This window comes from Thermodesulfitimonas autotrophica (assembly GCF_003815015.1).
GTDB lineage: Bacteria > Bacillota > Desulfotomaculia > Desulfotomaculales > Ammonificaceae > Thermodesulfitimonas > Thermodesulfitimonas autotrophica.
The window spans coordinates 60,270-81,803 of sequence record NZ_RKRE01000002.1 but is presented as its reverse complement, the minus strand read 5'-3'; the positions used below and the strand labels follow the sequence as shown (position 1 = coordinate 81,803).

The 21,534-nt window shown below is 57.3% G+C and carries 22 protein-coding genes, 3 tRNA genes and 1 pseudogene; 16 read left to right on the top strand and 10 right to left on the bottom strand.

What is annotated here, in order from left to right; translation table 11 throughout:
* Positions 1 to 18 precede the first annotated feature (18 nt).
* Genes EDD75_RS04215 through EDD75_RS04205 form a run of 3 tightly spaced genes read right to left on the bottom strand, consistent with a single transcriptional unit; the run spans position 19 to position 2,510 of the window.
* Positions 19 to 1,821: a ferrous iron transporter B gene (locus tag EDD75_RS04215; protein ID WP_123928561.1), complete on the bottom strand. Its 1,803-nt coding sequence runs from the start codon at positions 1,819 to 1,821 to the stop codon at positions 19 to 21.
* Positions 1,799 to 2,059 (bottom strand): FeoA family protein, encoded by a 261-nt coding sequence (locus tag EDD75_RS04210; RefSeq protein ID WP_123930305.1) that lies wholly within the window; start codon positions 2,057 to 2,059, stop codon positions 1,799 to 1,801. The genes EDD75_RS04215 and EDD75_RS04210 overlap by 23 nt, the downstream gene beginning before the upstream one ends.
* A 7-nt stretch (positions 2,060 to 2,066) precedes the next feature.
* Positions 2,067 to 2,510: a Fur family transcriptional regulator gene (locus EDD75_RS04205; RefSeq protein ID WP_123928557.1), complete on the bottom strand. Its 444-nt coding sequence runs from the start codon at positions 2,508 to 2,510 to the stop codon at positions 2,067 to 2,069.
* 303 nt (positions 2,511 to 2,813) lie between these two features.
* Between EDD75_RS04205 and EDD75_RS04200 the strand changes: the two genes are divergently transcribed.
* From EDD75_RS04200 to EDD75_RS04170, 7 genes are all read left to right on the top strand, one after another.
* Positions 2,814 to 3,479, top strand: a complete 666-nt coding sequence (locus EDD75_RS04200) for a DUF2225 domain-containing protein (RefSeq protein WP_123928554.1) — start codon at positions 2,814 to 2,816, stop codon at positions 3,477 to 3,479.
* A gap of 168 nt (positions 3,480 to 3,647) precedes the next feature.
* Positions 3,648 to 4,073, top strand: a complete 426-nt coding sequence (locus EDD75_RS04195) for a Fur family transcriptional regulator (RefSeq protein WP_170157706.1) — start codon at positions 3,648 to 3,650, stop codon at positions 4,071 to 4,073.
* A gap of 15 nt (positions 4,074 to 4,088) precedes the next feature.
* A complete protein-coding gene (locus tag EDD75_RS04190; RefSeq protein ID WP_123928548.1) occupies positions 4,089 to 5,033 on the top strand; it encodes a metal ABC transporter substrate-binding protein in 945 nt (314 codons plus the stop codon).
* A gap of 35 nt (positions 5,034 to 5,068) precedes the next feature.
* Positions 5,069 to 5,848, top strand: coding sequence for a metal ABC transporter ATP-binding protein (locus EDD75_RS04185; protein WP_123928545.1), 780 nt, complete (start codon positions 5,069 to 5,071; stop codon positions 5,846 to 5,848).
* A gap of 1 nt (position 5,849) precedes the next feature.
* Complete coding sequence (locus EDD75_RS04180) at positions 5,850 to 6,665, top strand: metal ABC transporter permease (RefSeq protein WP_123928543.1); 816 nt, start codon at positions 5,850 to 5,852, stop codon at positions 6,663 to 6,665.
* A gap of 43 nt (positions 6,666 to 6,708) precedes the next feature.
* Positions 6,709 to 7,392: an HAD family hydrolase gene (locus EDD75_RS04175; RefSeq protein ID WP_245963064.1), complete on the top strand. Its 684-nt coding sequence runs from the start codon at positions 6,709 to 6,711 to the stop codon at positions 7,390 to 7,392.
* Positions 7,393 to 7,416: 24 nt separating this feature from the next.
* A complete protein-coding gene (locus EDD75_RS04170) occupies positions 7,417 to 7,815 on the top strand; it encodes a secondary thiamine-phosphate synthase enzyme YjbQ (RefSeq protein ID WP_123928540.1) in 399 nt (132 codons plus the stop codon).
* On the opposite strand, the gene EDD75_RS04165 is transcribed toward EDD75_RS04170, so the two are convergent.
* The gene (locus tag EDD75_RS04165; protein WP_123928536.1) at positions 7,812 to 8,996 is read right to left on the bottom strand and encodes a DUF2225 domain-containing protein; all 1,185 of its coding nucleotides are present in this window, start codon (positions 8,994 to 8,996) and stop codon (positions 7,812 to 7,814) included. The genes EDD75_RS04170 and EDD75_RS04165 overlap by 4 nt on opposite strands.
* Before the next feature lie 271 nt (positions 8,997 to 9,267).
* On the opposite strand from EDD75_RS04165, the gene EDD75_RS04160 reads away from it, so the two are divergent.
* The 6 genes and pseudogenes from EDD75_RS04160 to EDD75_RS04140 all read left to right on the top strand — a co-directional run bounded on the left by EDD75_RS04160 (position 9,268) and on the right by EDD75_RS04140 (position 14,253).
* Entirely contained in the window at positions 9,268 to 10,152 is an 885-nt protein-coding gene (locus EDD75_RS04160) for a phosphate ABC transporter substrate-binding protein (protein ID WP_170157705.1), read from the top strand.
* 128 nt (positions 10,153 to 10,280) lie between these two features.
* The gene (gene pstC, locus EDD75_RS04155; protein ID WP_245963063.1) at positions 10,281 to 11,171 is read left to right on the top strand and encodes a phosphate ABC transporter permease subunit PstC; all 891 of its coding nucleotides are present in this window, start codon (positions 10,281 to 10,283) and stop codon (positions 11,169 to 11,171) included.
* On the top strand, positions 11,168 to 12,052 hold the full coding sequence (pstA, locus tag EDD75_RS04150; RefSeq protein ID WP_123928529.1) for a phosphate ABC transporter permease PstA: 885 nt from the start codon (positions 11,168 to 11,170) through the stop codon (positions 12,050 to 12,052). The genes pstC and pstA overlap by 4 nt, the downstream gene beginning before the upstream one ends.
* 123 nt (positions 12,053 to 12,175) lie before the next feature.
* Positions 12,176 to 12,616: a response regulator gene (locus EDD75_RS11555; protein WP_425451643.1), complete on the top strand. Its 441-nt coding sequence runs from the start codon at positions 12,176 to 12,178 to the stop codon at positions 12,614 to 12,616.
* Between the two features lie 30 nt (positions 12,617 to 12,646).
* A pseudogene (locus tag EDD75_RS11550) lies at positions 12,647 to 12,865 on the top strand (winged helix-turn-helix domain-containing protein); the annotation flags it as partial.
* On the top strand, positions 12,862 to 14,253 hold the full coding sequence (locus EDD75_RS04140) for a sensor histidine kinase (RefSeq protein WP_123928526.1): 1,392 nt from the start codon (positions 12,862 to 12,864) through the stop codon (positions 14,251 to 14,253). The pseudogene EDD75_RS11550 and the gene EDD75_RS04140, both read left to right, overlap by 4 nt.
* A 75-nt stretch (positions 14,254 to 14,328) precedes the next feature.
* On the opposite strand, the gene EDD75_RS04135 is transcribed toward EDD75_RS04140, so the two are convergent.
* From EDD75_RS04135 to EDD75_RS04125, 3 genes are all read right to left on the bottom strand, one after another.
* A complete protein-coding gene (locus tag EDD75_RS04135) occupies positions 14,329 to 15,225 on the bottom strand; it encodes a phosphate ABC transporter substrate-binding protein (protein ID WP_211328129.1) in 897 nt (298 codons plus the stop codon).
* Between the two features lie 414 nt (positions 15,226 to 15,639).
* Positions 15,640 to 16,665: a flagellar filament capping protein FliD gene (gene fliD, locus EDD75_RS04130; RefSeq protein WP_123928522.1), complete on the bottom strand. Its 1,026-nt coding sequence runs from the start codon at positions 16,663 to 16,665 to the stop codon at positions 15,640 to 15,642.
* A gap of 49 nt (positions 16,666 to 16,714) precedes the next feature.
* A complete protein-coding gene (locus EDD75_RS04125) occupies positions 16,715 to 17,290 on the bottom strand; it encodes a PepSY domain-containing protein (RefSeq protein WP_123930294.1) in 576 nt (191 codons plus the stop codon).
* 295 nt (positions 17,291 to 17,585) lie between these two features.
* On the opposite strand from EDD75_RS04125, the gene EDD75_RS04120 reads away from it, so the two are divergent.
* Together EDD75_RS04120 and EDD75_RS04115 are read left to right on the top strand one after the other, a co-directional pair.
* The gene (locus tag EDD75_RS04120; protein WP_123928520.1) at positions 17,586 to 18,281 is read left to right on the top strand and encodes a response regulator transcription factor; all 696 of its coding nucleotides are present in this window, start codon (positions 17,586 to 17,588) and stop codon (positions 18,279 to 18,281) included.
* Between the two features lie 4 nt (positions 18,282 to 18,285).
* Positions 18,286 to 19,647 carry a sensor histidine kinase gene (locus EDD75_RS04115; RefSeq protein WP_170157704.1) on the top strand — a complete coding sequence of 454 codons (1,362 nt, stop codon included), beginning with the start codon at positions 18,286 to 18,288 and terminating at the stop codon, positions 19,645 to 19,647.
* 77 nt (positions 19,648 to 19,724) lie between these two features.
* Here the strand turns inward: EDD75_RS04115 and EDD75_RS04110 are convergent.
* From EDD75_RS04110 to EDD75_RS04105, 3 genes are all read right to left on the bottom strand, one after another.
* Positions 19,725 to 19,800, bottom strand: a tRNA-Lys gene (locus EDD75_RS04110).
* 3 nt (positions 19,801 to 19,803) lie between these two features.
* A tRNA-Tyr gene (locus EDD75_RS11275) sits at positions 19,804 to 19,889 on the bottom strand.
* 113 nt (positions 19,890 to 20,002) lie between these two features.
* Positions 20,003 to 20,080 (bottom strand) — tRNA-Pro (locus EDD75_RS04105).
* A 298-nt stretch (positions 20,081 to 20,378) separates the two neighbouring features.
* Here EDD75_RS04105 and EDD75_RS04100 point away from each other — a divergent pair.
* Positions 20,379 to 21,515 (top strand): alkaline phosphatase family protein, encoded by a 1,137-nt coding sequence (locus tag EDD75_RS04100; protein ID WP_170157703.1) that lies wholly within the window; start codon positions 20,379 to 20,381, stop codon positions 21,513 to 21,515.
* Positions 21,516 to 21,534 lie beyond the last annotated feature (19 nt).

Genomic DNA, 21,534 nt, shown 5'->3' with positions numbered 1-21,534 from the left:
TTACCTGTGCCTGGATTATCAGGCCGACGCCTCTTTCTTCCGGTGAGTTACTTCGAGGAGGATCAGGAGGCTGAGCAGAATACCCGCGCCAATCCAGGCAAGGAGGCCCAGGCGGTTCAGGGCGAGGTTTGCAAAGGTGCCGGCGGCAAGGGCGGTAACCAGCATGATGCCAGTCACTTTGAGCATATCCTGCCAGCCGAGTTCCCGTAAGAGGATGAGGAAGGTAGCCAGGCAGGGGAAGTAAACGGCCAGGACGGTGCTGGCTACGACCAGTTGCTCTGGGGTGAGGTTGAGCGGGGCCAGGATGCCGAGGGCCACATCCTTCCGCAGAAAACCGAGGAGAAGAGCGATGGCGGCGTCGCCAGGTAGTCCGAAGAAAAAGGCGAAAAGGGGCTCGCAGGCACGCGCTAGAAGGTGGATGAAACCCGAGAGGTAGGCCAGGTTGACCACCAGGATTCCCAGGAGGATGAAAGGAATGGCTTCTTTGAAAAAGTGACTGATGCGGAGATAAAGCTTTTTGGCCAGGACCTTTACCCCCGGGAGTCGGTAGGGCGGTATTTCGACCAACAGGGAGGGGGTGTAGCCTGCGAGTTGCCGGTTGAGCAAAAGGCCAAGGGTGAGCCAGACGCAGAAAAGCGTCAGGAAGATCTGGCCTACGTAGAGGCCGCCGTGGGGGCCGACCAGCGCGAAGATCATGGCCGTCTGGGAGAAGCACGGGACGGCGATGGCCATGAGCGTGCTGGCGATGAATTTCTGGCGGTGGCTTTCGAGGTTGCGGATCGAGAGGGCTGCCGGGACGTTGCAGCCAAGTCCTAAAATCATCGGGATGATGGCGTAGCCGTGCAGCCCCACCCGGTGCATTAGACCGTCAAAGAGGACCGCAAGGCGCGGCAGGTAACCGAAGTCCTCGAGGAAGCCGAGCACCAGGTAAAAGGCGACGATGTACGGAAAAACCATCGCCAGGGGCACGTAAAGGCCGGTGCTTAAGATACCGAGCGACTGAACAAAATCGATTTGCCCGTTGATTAGCTGGCCGATAAGGAGGTCGTGAAGCGGTCCCGTGCCGCCAAGGGCCACGCTCAGCTTCTGAAGAAAAGGCCGGTACCAATTTTCAAAAAGGGGTTCGCAGAGAAAACCGATCAATCCTTCACCTATAAAGCGGATTATCTTGAAGGCGCAGAAGAGTACGAGCCCGCCCAGGATAAAACCGGTCAGGGGCATGACGCTCAAATCCTCAAGCTGCTCCAGTAGGGTGTGGTGGCGGTGCGTCACCCGCTGCACCTGCCGGACGATCCGGCCGACGGTAGCGTACCGCTCATCGGTTGTCTGCCAGGTAACGGTGCCGCTGCGGGCTTCGGGAAGGCGCGCGACTAGCTGTTTGATGCCCTCGCCCCTGATGGCGGCCATGGGCACCACGGGAACACCGAGGAGCGTTTCAAGTTTCGGTACGTCTATGACAATGCCTTTATGCTGCGCTTCATCCCAGAGATTGAGCGCCACGATGAGCGGAACCTGCCGGGCGATAAGTTCGAGGGTGAGGTAGAGGTTGCGCTCCAGGTTGGTAGCGTCAACCACGTTAATAACGATATCCCCGTGAGGGAGCATGGCTACGGCTACTTCTTCAGCCTTGCAGGTCGGTTCCAAAGTGTAGGAGCCGGGAACATCGATCACCTCCACCCGGTCACCGTTGAGGTTCAGGTAGCCCCTGGTGTACTCTACGGTGGTGCCGGGGTAGTTGGAAGAAATGACCCTTGTCCCGGTGAGTTGGGAGAAGACGACACTTTTGCCGACGTTCGGGTTACCGACCAGCAGAATTTTCATCCAGGACCTCCACGAAGACTTTTTTAGCCAGGCCAAAACCTAAGGCGACCTGAGTCCGGTCCACATCCACAATGACCGGGCCGTGTAGCGGCAGCCCGCTCACCTTCACGATTTCCTTGCCGGGTACAATGCCGAGGGCGCTTAAGCGCTTAACCGCCTGCTGGCCGCCGCCGATCTTAATGATGCGTCCGTGCGTTCCGTTTTTGAGTTCCGAAAGGGTTAGTTGCGCGTTGTTCATCACCTTGTTATGGCTCCTCCTTTTGGCGGGGCTGGTTACATTCAGAGCAGTAGCCCAGGATTTTTTGCGGAAATCCCCGGGCGTCGAAACCGTACCGCCTCCAGAGCTCCTCCTCGAGTTTTTTCATCGGTTCGGCGGCAAACTCGATGACCCGGTTGCACCGCACGCAGACCAGGTGGTGGTGGGTATCAAAATGGCGCTCGTAGTGGCTGCGATTTTCGCCGAGGTCGAGTTTCCGGAGAAGATTGGAAGCGACAAGGAGTTCCAGGGCGCGGTAGACCGAAGCGCGGGAGACCTTAGCGCCGCGAGCCTTGATCTCGTCGAGGAGCTCTTCAGCGGTGAAATGATCGTGGAAGGTAGAGATCGCCTCGAGAATAGCCTTCCGTTCTGCGGTTAGCTTGCCCCCGCGGGTCATCAGGAAATTCCGGAAACTCTCGAGTTCTTTAAGCATATTTTCACCCTAGGAACTATGCTTTTGGGAAACCGCTATCTGCAAGTTGTTGAGCGACAGTCACATGTTATTGAGACTGAGACTAAGTCTACATTTGGGTCTTATCAGCAATTTTAGCGGGGCGGGGTGGTATCCGTCAAGATTTTTTGGCAACCCGGACCGGAGAATTTTTTCTTTGAGGAATCGGGGCCGAAAGGTTTTAAGTCTTATGGCGGCAGGAATGACGGTGGCGGGTAGCGAATCTGGTTCCCGAGACAAATAATGGGGGGCTAATGTGGCCCGCCTCCGGGGCTAAATTGAATTATGGGGCAGATTCTCGAGTTTTGCCGCCTCCGCTGCCCGGAGTGTTATACGACTTTCCCGGCGGAAATCATGCGGAGCACCGGATCGGGAGGGGTGCTGGAAAGCGACCTCTGTTACCGGGCCGGTAATATTTTCCCCTATCCCTTTTTCGTGGTGGTTTGCCCCGGGTGCAGGTTTACCGCTTACCACCAGGAGTTTGATTTTCTCTGCGAATTTCCCCACTACAGTGAGTATCACCCGCTGCAGCGGGCTCTCGGTGCGTTTCTCCGCGAGCAACGGCGCCTTTATCCCGGGAGCGAGAAATACCGGCTGGCGGTGCAAAGTGCGCGGAAAAGAGGGGCAGGCGCGCTGGAGATAGCTTACCTTCACCTGCGAGGCTCGTGGTGCGCGCGGGAGGAAAAAAACCGGGAGGCGGAGCGGTACCACCAGGAGGAAGCGCGGCGGCATTTTGGTGCGGCGCTCGGCGGCCTTACCGGGATGGAGGCGGCGGTTGTTGGCTATCTGGTTGGGGAGATCAGCCGGCGGTTGGGGGAGTTTGACCGGGCGCTGGTGGCCTTTGCCAGCGTTGAGGTGGAGTCTCTTCCAGAGTGGTTGCGCCCTGGTTTTCTAAGGGTACGGGAACGGGCGGCCTGCGGGGACGGGGCGCCGGAAATTCTTCGTAGGTGATTGCCTCTTGACTTTTAACGGCCGGTAAAGCATATTAATTGAGAAGGGTTCTTATTTGAGCACCAATTGCGAAGGGACTGGCCGGCTTTTAAGGCGTGGCAATGTTACCGCTACGAAGAGTATTTGGTGCCGGTTAGGGATGGATCGGTGGCAGGGAGGGCCGCAAGAGTGAATTTGGCTGGAATACTGGCGGGGCTGAAAGAGAAAGGGCTGAAGCTAACGCCCCAGCGGCAGCAGATTGTGCGCGTTCTGCTGCGGGAGAAAAGGCCGCTCAGCGCGAAAGAGATCGGGGAGCTTGTTAATAAGCGCTTTCCGGGTATCGGGCTGGGCACGGTTTACCGGACGCTTGATACCTTGAAGGAGCTGGGTTTAGTGAGCGAGGTTGTTTTCCCGGATGGGGGGAGGCGTTTTGAGCTCCGGCGGGAACACCGGCACCACTTGATCTGCCTCGGTTGCGGCCGGGTGGTAAGTTTCCCTTTTTGTCCGGATGATTGCGTGATGCGGGTGGCTGCGGCGAACCCGGATTTTGAGATCCACGGGCACAGCTTCTCCGTCTTCGGTTACTGCGGGGAGTGCCGGAAAGCCGGGAATTGAGGAGGCGGTGGCGCGGTGCGGCTGGTCATAGCGGTGGTTTTGCTGCTATGTTTACTTCTTGGCGGGTGCGCTGGCGATAAGGAAGGGACAGGCGCCGGCAAGGTTCAGGTTGTGGCCACCTTTTTCCCGCTTTACGATTTCGCGCGGCAGGTGGGCGGGGAAAGGGTTGAGGTGACTTGCCTTGTCCCGCCAGGGGTGAGCGTCCACGAATGGGAGCCGACGGCGCGGGACGTTAGGCGGGTGCTCCGGGCGGACCTTTTCGTTTATAATGGGGCGGGGCTTGAACCCTGGGTGGATAGGGTCCTGCCGGAGTTTCGTGGCCGGGCGGTCGTCGAGGCTACGCGCGGGCTCGACCTTATGCTTTACACGGGTGAAGGTGAAGATCATGCCGGGAAAGAAGCGGCTGCGGAACACCACCACCATGGTCCTTACGACCCGCACGCCTGGCTTGACCCGGTTAGAGCGCAGCACTACGTCCGGCAGATTGCGGCGGGTTTGAGCCGGGTGGATCCGGCGGGCAAGGCTTATTATGAGACGCGGGCGGCAGCCTACATCGAGCGGCTGGCGGCGCTTGATCGCGCGTACCGGGAAGCGACGGCCCACTTCAAACGCCGGGAAATTGTGACGGCCCACGCGGCCTTCGGCTACCTGGCGGCACGCTACGGGTTGCGGCAGATCCCGGTAGCGGGGCTTTCCCCCCAGGCGGAGCCGTCGCCGGCGCGGCTGCAGGAGCTTGTGACTCTGGTCCGGCAACACGGGGTAAAGTGCATCTTCTTCGATGCGGCCGTAAGCCCCCGTCTGGCGGAAACGCTTGCCCGCGAGGCCGGGGTAAAGAGCCTGGTGCTCAGCCCGGCGGCGGGGCTCAGTCCGGAGGAAAAATCGGGGCAAAAGGATTATGTCGCGGTGATGGAGGATAACCTCGCCGTCCTGATAACGGCTTTAGGCGGTGAAGGGTGTTGAGACAACTGAAGTCCGACCCCCGGGAGGGGCTATCGATGGCGGATACGCTGGTAAGCCTTGATGGTGTGAACATTAGCTTTAACGGGAGTAATGTCCTTGAAGATGTCCACTTGAGAATCAGGCGCGGTGATTTCATGGCTATTCTCGGGCCAAACGGCGCCGGGAAGACTACGTTACTCAAGGTGATTCTCGGCCTGTATAAGCCTACGGCGGGAACGGTCAGGCTCTTCGGGGTTGAAAGTGCCCACTTCCGGGAGCGCTACCGCATCGGTTACGTGCCGCAAAAGGCGGGCTCCTTCGGAGATTTTCCGGCTACGGTTTGGGAGGTGGTGGCTGCGGGGCGCATCGCCCGCGCCGGGTTGTGGCGAAGATTTGACCGTTCCGACCGGGAAAAGATAAAGGAGGCGCTTGCGGTTCTTGGAATCGAGAATCTCGTCCGCCGCCCGGTCCGGGCCCTCTCCGGGGGGCAGCGGCAGCGGGTGGCGATCGCGCGGGCGCTGGCGGCGGAGCCGGAATTGCTGCTCCTTGACGAGGCGGCGGAAGGGCTCGATGTCGCAAGCGAGGAGGCCTTCTATGGCCTTTTGGAGCGGCTCAACCGGGAGCGGGGCGTCAGCATTGTCCTCGTAACTCACGATATCGGCGCGGTTTCGCGGCGGGTGAAAAAGGTTATTTGTCTGAACCGGCGCATCGTTTTCGCCGGGCCTCCGCAAGAATGCCTGGAAAACGGGAAGCTCTCACTGCTTTACGGGATGCCGGTTTTTGTTCCGGCGCGGACCGAACGGCAAATCCGGAAAATGTCGGGCAGGAGGCGGTAGGGTGGATATCTGGGGTTACGGTTTCTTCCTCCGGGCAATGGCGGCGGGCGTGCTTTGCGGTTTTGCCTGCCCGTTGGTCGGGGTCTTTCTCGTCGCCCGGCGGTATTCTTTTCTCGCCGACGCCCTCGCCCATATCGCCCTGACCGGTGTGGCGCTGGGACTCATCTTGAGCGTTTCCCCTCATGTGGTTACTCTTGTGGTAGTAGTAGTAGCGGCCTTCACGGTCGAATGGTTGCGGCAGCGGCAACGGTTTCATGCCGACGCTGTTCTGGCAACGGTGATGGCGGGGGGCCTATCACTCGGGGTGATTCTGGTAAGCAAAAGCCGGGGCTTCGGGGCTGATCTTACCGGGTATCTTTTCGGCAGCCTGCTAACGATTAGCCCTACAGACCTGCGGGTGATCACGCTGCTGGTGGCCTTTGTGGCAACGGTGGTTTTCTTGTTTTACAGGCACCTTTTCGTTATTGCCATTGACGAGGAATATGCGCGGGCAGCCGGCTTGAAAGTAACCTTTGTGAATGCAGCCTTCATTGTAGTGGCGGCGCTCACGGTGGGGGTGGCGATTAGGGCGGTAGGGGTGCTGCTTACCGGGGCGTTAGTGGTCATACCGGTTTTAATCGCCATGCAGGTAAACAGGAGCTTTTGCGGGACGGTGGCCACCGCGATCGCAGCGGGGACGGGGATGGCTCTTGGTGGCTTGCATATCGCCTATTTCCTTGATCTGCCGCCGGGGCCAGCCGTCGTGCTGCTCGGTATAGCGCTTCTCGCCGGGATCGTCACCGGTCAACAAGTTTACAAAACGCTTAACAAGTCTTAAACTCCCTGTGATGCTTCTCTTTTTCGTTTAGGGGGTGGCAGCAGTGAAGCAAAAGTCGGTAATGGTCGGCTTGGCGCCTGAAAAAAGGGTGCGCGGGGTTATTTTCGACCTGGACGGAACGCTTACACCGGTACGGAGTGTCTGGCAGCATATCCACGAGGCGCTCGGCACCTGGGAGAGTCACGGTAGCCGGTCGCTGGCCGCCTTCTTGGCCGGGGAAATTACCTATGAGGAGTTCGCCCGGCGTGACGTAGGAGCCTGGCATGGTGTACCGCGGGAGCGCATCGCGGCGATCGTAGCCGAAATCCCCTACCGCCCCGGCGCGAAGGAACTGGTGGGTAGGCTGAAAGAGCGGGGGGTGCGGCTGGCGCTTCTTTCTTCCGGTCTCGACATTTTAGTTGCTCGGGTGGCGGAAGAGCTTGGTTTTGACGTTTGGGTGGCTAACGGGCTCGGCTTTACCAACGGGGTGGTTGACGGCCGCGTGCATATCCGGGTGCCCTGGGATGGAAAGCCGGCGCACCTTGATTCAATCTGCCGCTTTTTCCGGACTACGCCTGCGGAAACGGCGGCCATCGGCGACAGCCACGGGGATGTCCCCCTATTTGAAAGGGTGGGGCTCGGGATAGCGGTTAACGCCGAGCCAGCCGTCTGCGCCTGTGCCCACCTAAGCCTTGATTGCAGCGATTTGCAGGAACTATGGCCGGTTCTATCACCTCACCTGCCGTAAAAGCGCGAAAAAGGAGGGACCGCGGTGTTAAAGACGATTGAAGTCGTGACCCACAAACACCAGGAGTTTGTGGACATCACGGGCAAGGTGCAGGAAGTCGTGCGGGAAAGCGGTATTACGGAGGGAGTAGCGTACATCTACTGCCCCCATACCACCGCCGGTATATGCGTTAACGAAAATTACGACCCGACGGTGGCCGAAGACATTTTAAACAAGCTCGAGGAATTGGTGCCGGTCGCTGGAGCGTACCGCCACGCAGAGGGGAACGCGGCGGCACACATCAAGTCTTGCCTTGTGGGGGTATGCCACCCGCTCCTGGTGAGTGGCGGGAAGATAGTGCTTGGCACCTGGCAAGGGGTTTTTTTCTGTGAGTTCGACGGCCCCCGGCGGCGGAAAGTGCTGGTCAAAATAGTTGCCGGCTAAGCGTCGCCTTCTTCCTTGCGCCGCTGGCGGATCTCGTACCACCGGTCACGGGTGCGGTTTAAAATGCCGGGATTTGCGGTGCGCTTAGGGTGTTCCAGTATTTGGCTGAACCAGCGGGCAGCTGCCCCTTCGTTTCCGAGGCGCAGGTTGAGATCGCCGAGCAGGTAAATGAGATTCAACTCCAGCGCAGGGTCGGCCGACTGCTCTGTCTGGTAAGACTGTTCCAGATAAGCGAGGGCTTTTTGAAGATTTCTGCGTTCTTCTTCTTCCTTCCCGGCCATACGGTAGAGCCACGCCGTCTTCAAGTAAAATTTCCCCAAAAGAAGCTTTTTAGCCCCTATCGCTTCAAGGCACCGGATCGCCAAGCGGAATGATTCTACTGCCAGGTCGAAGTCTCTCTCGCCGCTGAAGGAAAGCGAACTGCGGATTTCCGGCAGCTGGGCGGCGAGAATCGCTTTTTCCCGGTCGGTCAGCCGGGGCATCTCTTCGGTGAAGGCGTAACCGCAGTGGGGGCAGACCAGCACTTCGTAGAACATAGGGTTCACGGTTGCGTAGTGGGGGCAAAAGTCGCTGTCTGTTCTGGTGAGGCGGACGTATTTCGATTTCACGGATAGAGAGGGAAACTGTGCGTCACAGGCGGGGCAGATATGTTGCTTCGTATAAAAAGGCGAATCCCCCATTTTCCCGTTTTCTTTTTGGTTGCCCGGGGTTTCGTCTTGAGCCTCCTTTTCGGTGTTGGGGGCGGCTGGTGGAACCGTCACGTCGAAAACTAGGCCTGTCTGGCGCAGGTAGCCCGCCAGAACTCCCAGAAGCGTGAGCGCTTCGTGCGGGTGTTCCTTCAGGAAAGAGTGTAAATCTTGACGGCTTATGGAAAGGATAATGGTTTCCTCTTCCGCCCGCACGGTTGCTGTAGCAGGTGCCTGTTCGAGGACATCAAGCACGCCAACGACCGATCCTGGACCAGCTGCTTCGTAGACGAGGCCCTGCCTCGTGCGGCGGCTGATACCGACCCGCCCGTGCAGGATGATGATCAGGCGGTCTGCGGTTTCGCCTTCTTCTAAGAGGACGCTTCTGGCGGGGATCCGGTTTGCCCGCAGATACTGGGAGAGGCGTACCAGTCCATCAGGAGTAAAATCTTTGAAGAGGGGAATCTTAGCTAATAGATCGATAACTCGGTTCAACAGTTTCCTCCATATTTCAGCAGAATTTTTACACAAAAAATTCCCTCTTGAGGCCGTGATTCCTTCTTGGCTTTAACATTTCTTTCAACGTATTTGACAGAGGAAAAAACAAAGGCTTAACGAATTTTTAATCGGAGGTTAATCTACCGTTAACCAGAAAAAGGTATATTTGCCTTATACCCCGGCGGTTCGGGAAGGAGGGATAGAGAGCAGTTTTCTGCCTCTTAAATATTTCCTAATTAATTTTGGAAAGTCTTAGGGAGGGGTTGTCTTGCTGCCGAAGAAAGGCTGGTTTGGCGTAATATTTCTTATTCTGGCAGTTTCCCTGGCGCTTACCGCGGGATGTGGCCAGAAGAGCGGCACCGGGGGAGGCCCGCAGGGAGAAGGAAAGCTTACCGGGACGATCGTGGTGGCCGGCTCTACAGCTATGCAACCGGTGATTGAAGAAGCGGCCAAGAGGTTCATGGAAAGCAACCCTGGGGTTCAGATCACCGTTCAGGGCGGCGGCAGCGGCACCGGGCTCAGCCAAGTAAGCCAGGGCGCTTGCGATATCGGTATGTCCGATATCTTTGCCGAGGAAAAGGCAGGTATTGATGCCGGTCAACTAAAGGACCATAAGGTTTTGGTACAGGCGTTTGCGCTGGTGACGCACCCTGAAGTGGGCGTGGATAACCTTACGAAGCAGCAGATTCAGGACATTTTCACCGGGAAAATCACCAACTGGAAAGAGGTCGGGGGCAGGAACCAGAAGATTTTCCTGGTAAATCGCGCGAAAGGTTCCGGAACCCGGGCGACCTTCCACCAGTACGTAATGGACGGTAAAGAAGAGGCAAAAGGGGATGTGGAGCAGGAGTCAAGTGGGACGGTTTACCAGATCGTAAGCCAGACGCCGGGTGCCGTCAGCTACCTTGCCATTGCTTACCTTAACGGTAAGGTAAAGCCCGTCAAGATCAATGGCGCGGCACCGACAGAAGAGGACATTAGCACCGGCAAGTATCCTTTTTGGGCGTTTGGCCACCTGTATACCAAAGGCGAACCGTCAAAAGTGGTTAAGGCCTTTATCGATTTCGTGCTGAGCGATGAGGTACAGAACGGGTTGATCAGGGAGATGAAGTACTTCCCTGTAAAGGGGATGAAGGTCGAGCGTAAGCCGTAACCGAAAGTGACCGGATAATAAGGGGAGGGAGAGAAAACTTGCCTTTTCCTCCCTCCTGTATTTTATAATTAACGTGTAAGACATCGGGTTGTGACCTTATCTTTACATGAAGGAGCAATATAAGGGCAGTGGTAAACCGGAATGTCCGCCGTGAGTTTCTGGGTTACAGCCTTACTTTTTCCTGCGCCTTGATTGCGATTCTGTTAACCTTGGCAATTATCCTCTTTCTCGGCTGGAAGGGACTGGCAGTTTTTACCCAACATAAAATAAGCCTGACAAACATCTTTAGCGTTCACTGGTGGCCCGACCGTCCCGCTGGTGCGGGAGGGCCGCAGGTAGGTGTTCTCACCTTTATTTTCGGCTCCGTTATCACTTCGACGCTGGCGGTTCTGGTGAGTGCTCCGCTTGGGGTTACGGTGGCGGTTTTTATGGCCGAAATTTCGCCCCGGCTTGGCCAGCGTTTTTTGCAGCCGGTTATTGAACTGCTGGCCGGGATCCCCTCGGTTGTTTACGGTTATATCGGGTTGAGTGTTCTGGTGCCCTTTATTAGGAATAACATCGGGGGAACCGGGTTTAGTCTGTTAGCCGGTGTGATGGTGCTAGCGGTGATGATTCTCCCGACTATTGCCAGCATGGCTACGGATGCGATCCGCGCCCTCCCGGGCACGCTAAAGGAGGCCGCCCTAGCCCTAGGCGCTACGCGGTGGCAGGCGATCAGGACGGTCATTCTGCCCAGTGCTCGGGCCGGGATTCTGATGGGGGTGGTCCTCGGGTTGGCGCGGGCCTTCGGCGAGGCGCTTGCGGTGCAGATGGTGATCGGGAACAGGCGGGAGATCCCCCATTCTATTCTCGACCCGCTGATTACCTTGACCAGCGGCATCACCATGGATATGGGGAACACGGTTCAGGGCTCACTGTGGAACGATACTCTCTGGTTTATGGCCCTGATCCTGCTGGTTCTTTCCTTTTTCTTTATCTTTCTTATCCGGTTGCTTGGAAGGAAGGGAGCGGTTCATTGAAAGCCCAGGTCAAAGATAAGCTGGCAACGGCAGGTTTTTACCTTGGCGCGGGGCTGGTAGTCCTGATTTTGTTTTCCCTCCTTGGCTACATCATTGTTCACGGTTACCGGGCCATTGACCTGCAATTCTTACTGAGCGAGCCGGAAACGCTCCGTGCGGGGGGCGGCATCGGCCCGAACATTTTCAATTCCTTTTACCTGCTCTTCCTTTCAATGGCGCTGACTGCCCCCTTGGGGGTTTTAGCTGGTATCTACCTTGCCGAGTACGCCCGCCAAAACCAGTTCACGAACCTGATCCGTTTGAGCATCGAAACATTGACCTCGCTTCCCTCGATAGTAGTAGGCCTCTTCGGGTTGTTAATTTTCGTCACCATGTTTGGTTTCGGCTACTCGCTGGTAGCAGGTGCGCTGGCGCTTACGGTGATCAACCTCCCGATGATGGTCCGGGTAACGGAGGAGAACTTGCGCACCGTGCCGCGGGACTTGCGGGAGGCGAGCCTGAGTCTTGGCGCTACCAAGTGGCAAACGATTTGCCGGGTGGTGCTGCCTACCGCTCTGCCGGGCCTCATCACCGGGATTATCATTACCGCCGGCCGAGTTTTCGGCGAAGCGGCGGCGCTCCTCTTTACGGCTGGAATGACCACTCCCCATCTAAACTTTAGTCAACTTGACATCACCCAGCCTACCTGCCCCTGGAATCCCTTCCGCCCGGGCGAGACTCTCGCCGTCCATATTTGGAAGATCAACTCTGAAGCTTTGATTCCCGATGTCCGGCGGGTAGCGGACGGTTCGGCGGCGGTGCTAGTACTGGTGGTGCTGGGCTTCAACCTTTTTGCCCGCTGGGTGGCGCGGCGCTTTACCTGCCGGCTAACGGGCGGGTAGATGATGAGATGACTACCAAACTACGAGTGGAAGATTCTCCGTTATTTTTGATAGTGAGGTAGCGGCCATAAACTTAAAGGGCGGTAATGGTGGCGCTTGCGCGGTTTACGGAGGCACAGAGTAATGGCGCTGGTTTTGGTAGTTGACGATGAGGAAAGTATCCAGCGTTTGCTCCGCTTCTCCCTGGAGCGCGAGGGCTTTGAGGTCTTAACCGCCGGGAATGGCGTGGAGGCGCTGAAAGTTGCTTATGCTCGACGTCCGGATCTCATCGTTTTGGACCTGATGCTTCCCGGGATGAGTGGTCTCGATTTCCTGAAATTTCTCCGCGCGGACGAAAAGCTCCGGGAGACACCAGTTATTATCTTGAGTTGTCGGGGGGAGGAAAAGGATAGGGTTCTGGGCTTAGAGACAGGGGCTGATGATTACATACCCAAGCCTTTCGGGGTTCGCGAACTGATTGCTCGGGTTCGGGCTCAACTCCGCCGGAGGGCTCCGGAGAAGAAAAGGGATAAGGTTGTGCGGGGCCAGCTGGTGATCGACGGAGAGCGGCTGACGGTTTCCTAGGGCAGAGCAACGCAATACCTTACGCCAAAAGAATTTGCGTTGCTTTATTTTCTCGCTACTCATCCGGGGCGTGTTTTTTCCCGCGAATATCTTCTGGATCGAATATGGGGTTTTAACTTTGCCGGTGACTCGCGGACTGTGGACGTCCATATCCGGTACATCCGGCGGAAATTAGAGGAACTGGGTGCGCCGCCGCTTATCGAAACGGTGCGGGGTGCGGGATACCGCTTCCGGGATGATGTAGGATGAAAAAGACTATTCGGGGGCAAATCTGGGCCTGTTTCGCTTTCGTCGTTTTGTCCTGGGGGCTTTTTTGTCTCCTTGTTTACCGCGGGTCCATGTATCCGGCGGTGGCTCTGGCGAGTGGTTTGGTAGTAACCAGCGTGGTGTTGTGGGTAATCAACCGGTGGCTGGTGTGGCCCCTGAGCAAGTTAGTAATTGCAGCCTCCGCGTTAGCTCAACTTAACGAAAAAGAAAAAGCACAGCCTTTAGACGAGGTTGGGTTGCTAAGCGCCAGCGTGCATTCTCTCGCCGCGCACCTTCAAGAGGTGTCTGTCACCCTCCATTCTCAGAAGTTATGGTTAGAGGGTATTCTTGCCTCCCTCAACGACGTAGTGCTTGCAGTGGATGCTATCGGTAGTATTCTCTTTGCCAGTGCGTCGCTGGAAAATCTTTTCGGTGTTAAACCAGGAGAAGCCCAGGGGAAGAATATCTTAGAGGTGATCCGGTATCATGAGCTCGAAAGGCTTGTCCACCAGGTTTTGGCTACCGGTATCCCGGCGAAGCGGGAACTGAGGTTTCCAACGCATCCATCCCGGATTTTTGTTGTCACCGTTATTCCGGTTACCACCCCTGTAAGTTCTGGGGCAATAGTGGTTTTGCAGGAAGTAACCGAACAAAGGCGCCTGGAACAATTGCGAAGCGAATTCGTGGCCAATGTTTCGCACGAGTTGAGGACGCCGCTAACTGCGATTCGGGGCTTCGTGGAGACGCTTCGTAACGGCGCACTTAGGGAACCGGATACGGCGTTTGAATTTCTCGAAATCATCGCTTCGGAAAGCGCGCGCCTCCAGCGGTTAATTGAGAGTCTTCTGGACTTGTCGCGCCTAGAAAACCCCCGGAGTGCACTTACCCGGCGGGAGATAAGGCTTGACGAGGTGACCTTCCGCCTCCTGCCAGTTTTTGCGGCACGAGCGCGGGAGCAGGGATTAAAATTTACGGTGCATTTTCCGTCAGATTTGCCGCCAGTATTGGGTGACCCGGAGCTAATTGGTCAAGTTCTCCTGAATCTGGTCGATAACGCCCTGAAGTTTATGCCCCAGGGTGAAATTCGCGTTAGCGCGGTCGCTTTTCCAGGTTGGGTGAGGGTGGAGGTTGCGGATACCGGTATTGGTATCCCCGAAGAAAGTTTGCCGCGTATTTGGGAACCTTTTTACCGGGTGGATAAAGCTCGCTCCCGGGCTTTGGGCGGAGCGGGACTGGGGTTAGCAATCGTTAAACGCATCGTGGAGGCTCACGGCGGGAGAGTAAGCGTGACAAGCGAACTAGACAAAGGAAGCCGTTTCTTCTTTTATTTGCCGGTAGTACCGGTCTGTCCTCCCGAATTGGGCGAGGATCCCGGCCGCGACGGAAGTTGAAGGGGGAGAGTCGGGATAGCCGTCACTCCCCCTTTAGCTCCGTGTTTTTGAAAGGGTCGCTTCGGTTATTAAGGATTAAGGCCGGCGCTCGACCTTCATCCCTTTAACCGGGAAGTAATGCATCTCCCTGACTAACCCGTTCTGCACCTCGTTACTCAGGACGAAATCGATAAAGGCTTTAACCACTTTTGACGGCTCGCCTTTGGTGTACAGGTGGCCAAACGCCCAAAAAGGATACTTGCCCGTGCTAATGTCCTCCTCCGTCGGCGCTGCGCCACCAATCTTGACGGGCTTCACCTTGTCGTCAAGGTAGGCGATACCTAAGTAGCTAATGGCTCCGGGTGTCTCGCTGACAATTTTGTGGACCGCGCCAGAAGAATCTTGCTCGACATCCCCCTTGGCTTCCTCGATCCCTTCCAGGACGTATTTTTTAAATGTCGCCCGGGTCCCCGATCCTTTTGCCCGGTTAACCAGGAATATTTTCTGGTTTTTGCCGCCAACTTCTTTCCAGTTGGTGATTTTTCTGGTAAAAATATCCTGGAGCTGCTTTTTTGTGAGACTCTCCACACCGACGTCCGGGTGGGTTACTACAGCAAAGGCCTGGACGATGACGGGGTGATCTTTAAGCTTTGTTGCGTCAATGCCTTCCTTCTCCTCGGCGAAGATGTCCGACATCCCGATATCGCAGGCGCCCTGGCTTACTTGGCTGAGCCCGGTGCCGCTGCCGCCACCCTGAACACTAATCTGGACGCCGGGGTATTGCTCCATGAATCGCTTCGCCGCTTCCTCCATAAACGGTTGCATTGCCGTGGAGCCAACTGCGATAATGTTTCCCGCTAGTTTCGCCGCTTCTTTAGCAGGGTGTGTTTCGCTTCCCGGCTGGGCTTCTTTTTTGCCGCATCCGGCAGCGGCGGTTAAGGCAATTGCCAGCAGCACGGTAATCAAGACCGCCCGAAATCTTTTCCTCACTATTGGTCCCTCCTCCTTAACAAAATTGGTGCTTCGTTCCTCTACGCGGAATTAGAAAATGTTTGCGAAGACAAAGGTTATGGCTTTTTTCGCTCTGCCCCCCCTTTCTTACAGTAAATTTCTCCCCCCTTAAAAGACTGTAGCGCCGGTTTTTTAAAAGGCCGTTAACCGAAAGTTAAGAACAGGTTAAATTTTCCCCTGGTGCGGCATTTCAACCGGAATAACCGGTAACGCTACTGCTGCCACGATGGGGGCTTTGAACGAAACTTGGCTTGAGTACCTGTTTCCCGGTGTGGCGACAGGCTTGACGGAGGGAAAAGAGGTTTTGGTGGGGTTTGACCGCCGGAAGCATGTCTCGGTCTCGGGGAAATAAACCGGCCCCGCGCAGAGGCGGGGCTAGTAAGCGGGGATTCGGCGCTATACGAGGTAGTTTACTATCGTCCCGCTCGGAAAGAGCGCTGCGGCGAGCTGGCTCTGGTTAAGAGTCAACAGATAGGAGTAGGTATTGGGGAAGAAACTCGCCTGGTAAGCTCCAGGCGCCGCGAAACCCCACAGCGGACTGGTGGTGATCTCCTGGCCCAGGAGGCCGAGGTTGACGGCGAAGCCGTTGGCGCCGCCGAAGGTGGACTGGACCAGACCCAGGTTGTTTTGAACGGCGGTGGTCAGCTTGGTCTGGTCTACCGTCAGGGTGCCGTTAGGTCCGGCGGTGATGCCGAGCGCGGCCAGTTCCTGCTCTTTAACGGTGTAAGCCTGGTTAAACGCCTGGCTAAGCCGCGGGCTGATAAGGGTTGCGTTTTGCGCAATAAGGATAGCTAAGGTATTGCAGGCGTTCACCAGGTTGTTGACCGCGCCAGTGATGGCCTGGGTGTTTGGGGTCACGGTCAGGGTAACCGTAGCGGTACTTGTCTTGAGGAAGTTTACCGTGAGGTGCCCCCGGTCCAGCAGGACGGTGTTCGACTGGGAAGTGTAGCTTACCCCGTTTACGGTGTACTGGGCGTTGGCGGCAGCGACGTTAACCGTGTTGGCGCCCGTGGCGGTGACCGCATTACCGGTGACGTCGGCGAGGCTGAAGGCGCTGTTGGTACCGGTCCGGTTGGCGGTGATCTGGATGCGGGAGGTGCCCGCTGTCGTATCGGTTATTACCGTGGCGGTGACCCCGGCACCCGCCGCGTTGATCGCCTTGGCGATTTTCTCCAGGGCGGTCTGGTTAGTGTCCGTGGACAAGATGCTCACCGAAAGGTTGTAGGTGGTTCCCCCCACCGTAAGGGTAAAGGTGTTGGTTTCCGGCGTCACCGCTGTAGCACCGCTGCTGGTGAGCGCCGTACCTAAGTTCTGCTGAGCGGTGGCCAACTGCGTTGCGGTGAGAGTATAGGCCGCGCGGCTGGCGACCAGAGGCCTAGTGTCTTCTCGTGTGGCAGAAGAGCTCAAGGGGTAAAAAGACAAGGCCCCCGGACCATCCGGGGGCCTTGAAGAGCGGCGCGGTTGAGTTTGCTTACCGTTCTACCTCCTGCTGGTCGAGATTGCCGTTGCTTCCAGTTTCTTGCTCTGTATCCGCGCCGCCCTTTTCCTCATCCTGGCCGCTGTCCTGAGCGAGAACCCGGCCAGAACCGGCATCCACCTTCACGTCCACCGTTCCCGTAGCGGTTTTTACGTTAACGCTGTAAACAAGGTTGCCGTTCTCGTTATCCAGCGCAACATTGGTAACCTGGCCGGGGACGGCTTTGAGCGCGGCTGCTTTAGCCGCGTCCGGAGTGATTTTGGCCAGTTGTTTGAGGGAAGCCGCTTCGTTTTGCTCATTTTTTTCTTGCCGGGCTTCAGCTGCTTGGTTGGCTTCATCTTGCTCATTGTTTTGCGGTTCTGTTACCCGGATACTGGCGGTGTAGAGGGGTTGCTGGTCATCTTCCCGGCCGGTCTGGTTACCGGTAGTGGCTGTTTGGGTGACTGCTGGCACAGCTGGCGCCGCGTTCGCCTTCGCTTTTGCGAGTCCGGTTCCGATACCGGTGATGGCGGTTACGGATAGAAGGCCGGCGGTTAGGTAACCGACCCACTTTTTGTTGGGTGCTTTCATCATTTGTACCTCCTGAGAGTTTTTGTTCTTAAAAAATTTTGGATTCCGCCGCACTTGTGCTTACCTGTTCCCTCACTGTCTGTTGGGCCTTTACCACCCCCTTTGCAATTGTGTTTTTCTTCAGGAGTTGTTGTTAGTTTATCGCTGCTTCATTAGAGGACGGTTAGAGGTGGATTAAAATTGGGTTAGAAAACTGGCAATGCGGCGAAATGCGTGAAGAGGCAGTGGTGGGGGATGATTTTAACGGAATTTTAATCTCCGTGGAGTATAATCGAGGTGACGGGGAGGGAGCGCGGTGGAAAAGGAGGCGAAAAAGGCGCGGATCTTGGTCGTCGAGGACGACCGGAGTCTGGCGCGTTTTCTCGAACTGGAACTGGGGCACGAAGGGTACGCGGTAGAGGCGGTGGGCAATGGCTACGCGGCGGTGGTCCGGGCGGCGGAAGAAGAGTGGGACCTCATTATTCTGGACGTAATGCTCCCCGGTATTGATGGCTTCACGGTATGCCGGCGGATAAGGGAGAAGTCAACGGTGCCGGTGATCATGTTGACTGCTCGTGACGCGGTTGCCGACCGGGTCCAGGGACTGGATGCCGGGGCGGACGACTACCTCTGTAAGCCCTTCGCCACCGAAGAACTCCTGGCCCGGGTGCGGGCGCGGCTGCGCCGGCAGAAAGATGGGGAACGGGAGAACGAGAAGGTGACGGTTGGCGATCTCGTAATTTGCCTAAAAACGCGGACCGCCACCCGGGGCGGACAGCAGATCGCTTTAACGAAACGGGAATTTGACCTTTTGCATTACTTGGCGGCAAATGCGGGCGTAGTTTTGTCCCGGGAAACGATTCTGAACCGCGTTTGGGGCTTCGATTACTTCGGGAACACCAACGTGGTTGATGTTTACATCCGCTACCTGCGGGCCAAAGTGGACGATCCCTTCCCGCGGAAGCTGATCCATACGGTGCGCGGGGTGGGCTATGTGCTGCGGGAGGAATGATAAATTGGGTATTACCTGGCGGTTGACACTCTGGTACACGGTGGCGCTGGCGCTGATCCTGGCAGCGGTTCTGATAGCGGTGTTTTTCGGGATGAGGCACCTGTTAGTGACCGAAGCCGCGCGGGAGGTGCGGGATGCGGCGGCAAGAGTTGAAACGTTGGTTGCCGCGCCTGAGGAAGGCAGCGGAAATCACGAGCACGTGGACCTGGACGACCCGGAACTGACCCAGACGGCCGGCAGCCCCCTGTTGTGGGTGCAGATCACGGGACCCGGGGGTATAACGCAGCGCTCGCGGTCCCTGGGCCTGGCGGCGTTGCCCGCTTATGTGGGGCCGCCGGTGGAACGGCGGCTTTTCGGTGAACGCGTGATCCTCTTCGGTAAGAGGCTGCCGCGGGCGTCGGTCCAGATAGCCCGGCCGTTAACGCGGGAATACCGCTTTCTCTTTACTCTACTGCATCTTTCCCTTTTATCGGGACTGATTGGTATAGGGCTGGCTGCCGCTGGGGGATGGATACTTACCCGCCTGGCTTTGCGACCGGTTAAAACGCTGACGCGGACGATGCTGGCGATAGGCCTTAACGACCTGACGCGGCGCGTGGAGCCAAAGGGACCGCAGGACGAGCTTTACGCGCTGACGCAGGCCTTCAATAGGATGTTGGACCGCCTCGAAGAAGGCTTTCAGAAGCAAAGGGAGTTTTTGGCGGCCGTTTCCCACGACCTCCGGACGCCGCTGACGGTGGTTAAGAGCTACGCGGGGCTTCTCTGCCGCTGGGGTAAAGACGACCCGCAGGTGGCGGCCGAGGCCGAGGAAGCGATCAGCCGGGCGGTGGGGCTGATGGAACGGTTGGTGAACGACCTCCTGCTGCTGATGCGGGTACAATCGCCAGCGGGATTACGGCCGGAAGAGGTAGCGTTGGACGAGGTGGTAGCCGAGGTGGTGGCTGATGCCAGGGCGGTGGCCGAAGGGGTCACCATCATAACGGGTGACCTGCCGCGGATAATGATTAAAGGCGACCGGGACTACCTGCGCCGGGCGGTATGGGCCCTGGTAGATAACGCCATTAAATATAATCGTTCCGGCGGGAGCGTAACCATTTCCCTCACGGCGGTTGGTAACGAGGCCCGGCTCAATGTGGCGGATACGGGCGTCGGCATCGCGGCGGCCGATCTGTCGCGAATCTTTGACTGTTTCTACCGCGCCGACTCCGCGCGGGAACAGGGGAAAGGTTTTGGGCTTGGTCTGTGCCTGGTCAAGAGTATTGTCGAGGCGCACGGCGGCCGGGTGGAAGTGAGTAGCGAACCCGGCCGGGGGAGTGTTTTCACGCTGATTTTACCGCTGATCCCTATTCAGAAAATTTTTCTTTAGAATTTTCTTTAAAAGGTGCTTCAAAGCTAAGCGGCAAGGATTTCCAGTCCCGAAACCCTTGCCGCTGCTTGTTTTCCTGGTGGGCCACGAGGGACTCGAACCCCCAACCAGACGATTAAGAGTCGCCTGCTCTACCAGTTGAGCTAGTGGCCCGTATGGTGGAGGGGGCTGGATTCGAACCAGCGAAGGCGTCAGCCAGCAGATTTACAGTCTGCCCCCTTTGGCCACTCGGGTACCCCTCCGTTTTAGATGTTGGACGCCAGAGGTTAGAAGTCGGATTTTTTGGAGGAATTCGCGGCGCGAATTCCCTTCCTCTGTCTTCAAACCTCTAACCTCTAACCTCCAACCTCCAAGCTGGTCGGGATGGGGGGACTTGAACCCCCGGCCTCGTGCTCCCAAGGCACGCGCGCTGACCAAGCTGCGCTACATCCCGGGATGGCCGCGCAGAATTTATTATAGCGAAAGCGATCCATCGCGTCAAGTAAAATAATCAGCGGGCCTTGCGAGACGTGGCTGAGAAAAAAAAGTCCAGCGGTGAAGCCGCTGGATGGGGAGAGATAGAGTTTTTAGCGGAGCTGTTTACATTATTTCCGGGAGTTACAGGCTTTATGCGTAACGGAATAATTTTTTTCGGCGGGAATGGGGCACAGGGTACCAGACACGGTAGGCATAAGCGGCGCCGGCTTTCCGTAATTATGGTAAAGGTCATCATTTTGTCCGGGGGGAGAGAGATGCGGGTAAGCCTGGCGCTTATCATTCTTCCTCTTTTTTTCTGGCTGTTACCTTGCCCCGCCGGGGCTACGGAAACGCAGGTTGAGGAGGCCAAACCCCCGCCCCGGACGGAGCGCTTCATCCTGATTGTGGTGGACGGCCTGACGAACGAGTGTGTTGGGGCGACGACTACACCGAACATCAGCGGTATCGGCGCTGCCGGTGTCCGTGTAGAACGGGTTTCGGGGGTGATGCCGCAAACCTCGGAGGCGGCGCTGGCTTCGATTGTTACGGGCGTTGGGCCGGCGCGCCACGGTGTCCGCGGTCCGGGCGATAAGCCCCGTGTAGTCACGCTCGCCTCTCTGTTGGCGCGGCGTGAAACGGCGACTGCGCTCTTCGTGACTGGCAGAGAAAAGGACTGCAGCGCGGCTGGCCGGGCGGGGAAATTGGTAACGGCGCCGGACGATGCCGGCCTGGTAGACCGGGCTATCGACTACCTGCGAGAGGTTAACCCCTACTTTGTGACGCTGGTTTTGCGGGGACCGGGTGCGGTTTTGGCAAAGGGGGGTAGCGGGCAGGAGTATCGGGAAGCGGTTACGGCAGCGGATGCCCAGATCGGACGCCTGTTGAGCTATCTTTACGGCAGCCGAACGTTTGAAACCAGCTTTTTGTGCGTCACCGGAACCACACGTGACCCACCTCTGATCCTGAAAGCACCGGAGCTCAAAGCAGGCGTAATTCTCCCTCCCGCAGCGCTTACCGACGTAGCGCCTACGCTTGCCTATTTCATGGGGGTGAACTTGCCGGAGGCGGAGGGGCTGGTGCTCTGGAATGCTCTGGCGCAGACCACGGACCAGAGCGAAGCCTACCTGCTGGAGCTAAGGGTTAGGGATTTGAGCCAGGCCCTTTTTGCCGCGCGGGAGGAAAACTTACGTTTCTTGAGGGAACGGGCGGCGGTGCAGCGGGAAAAGGAGAAAATGGCGCGGCTGCAGCGCGATATGGGGCAACTGGTAAGTTCCCGGGAAGAGCATATCCTGCGCCTGACGCGAACGATAATGTGGCTCAAAGCGGCGATGGTGTTGATTTTAGGGTTGAGTGGCCTCGGTTACCTTTACGAGTACCGCGTCTTAAGACGCCGTTTTTTGCTGTTTAAGTAACCAGGATTCACCGCCACCG

What these genes read in the sequence shown, in the direction of transcription:
- EDD75_RS04215 (WP_123928561.1), bottom strand. Translation starts at nt 1,821, where the DNA reads ATGAAAATTCTGCTGGTCGGTAACCCGAACGTCGGCAAAAGTGTCGTC.
- EDD75_RS04210 (WP_123930305.1), bottom strand. Translation starts at nt 2,059, where the DNA reads ATGAACAACGCGCAACTAACCCTTTCGGAACTCAAAAACGGAACGCAC.
- EDD75_RS04205 (WP_123928557.1), bottom strand. Translation starts at nt 2,510, where the DNA reads ATGCTTAAAGAACTCGAGAGTTTCCGGAATTTCCTGATGACCCGCGGG.
- EDD75_RS04200 (WP_123928554.1), top strand. Translation starts at nt 2,814, where the DNA reads ATGGGGCAGATTCTCGAGTTTTGCCGCCTCCGCTGCCCGGAGTGTTAT.
- EDD75_RS04185 (WP_123928545.1), top strand. Translation starts at nt 5,069, where the DNA reads ATGGCGGATACGCTGGTAAGCCTTGATGGTGTGAACATTAGCTTTAAC.
- EDD75_RS11555 (WP_425451643.1), top strand. Translation starts at nt 12,176, where the DNA reads ATGGCGCTGGTTTTGGTAGTTGACGATGAGGAAAGTATCCAGCGTTTG.
- EDD75_RS04140 (WP_123928526.1), top strand. Translation starts at nt 12,862, where the DNA reads ATGAAAAAGACTATTCGGGGGCAAATCTGGGCCTGTTTCGCTTTCGTC.
- EDD75_RS04125 (WP_123930294.1), bottom strand. Translation starts at nt 17,290, where the DNA reads ATGAAAGCACCCAACAAAAAGTGGGTCGGTTACCTAACCGCCGGCCTT.
- EDD75_RS04100 (WP_170157703.1), top strand. Translation starts at nt 20,379, where the DNA reads ATGCGGGTAAGCCTGGCGCTTATCATTCTTCCTCTTTTTTTCTGGCTG.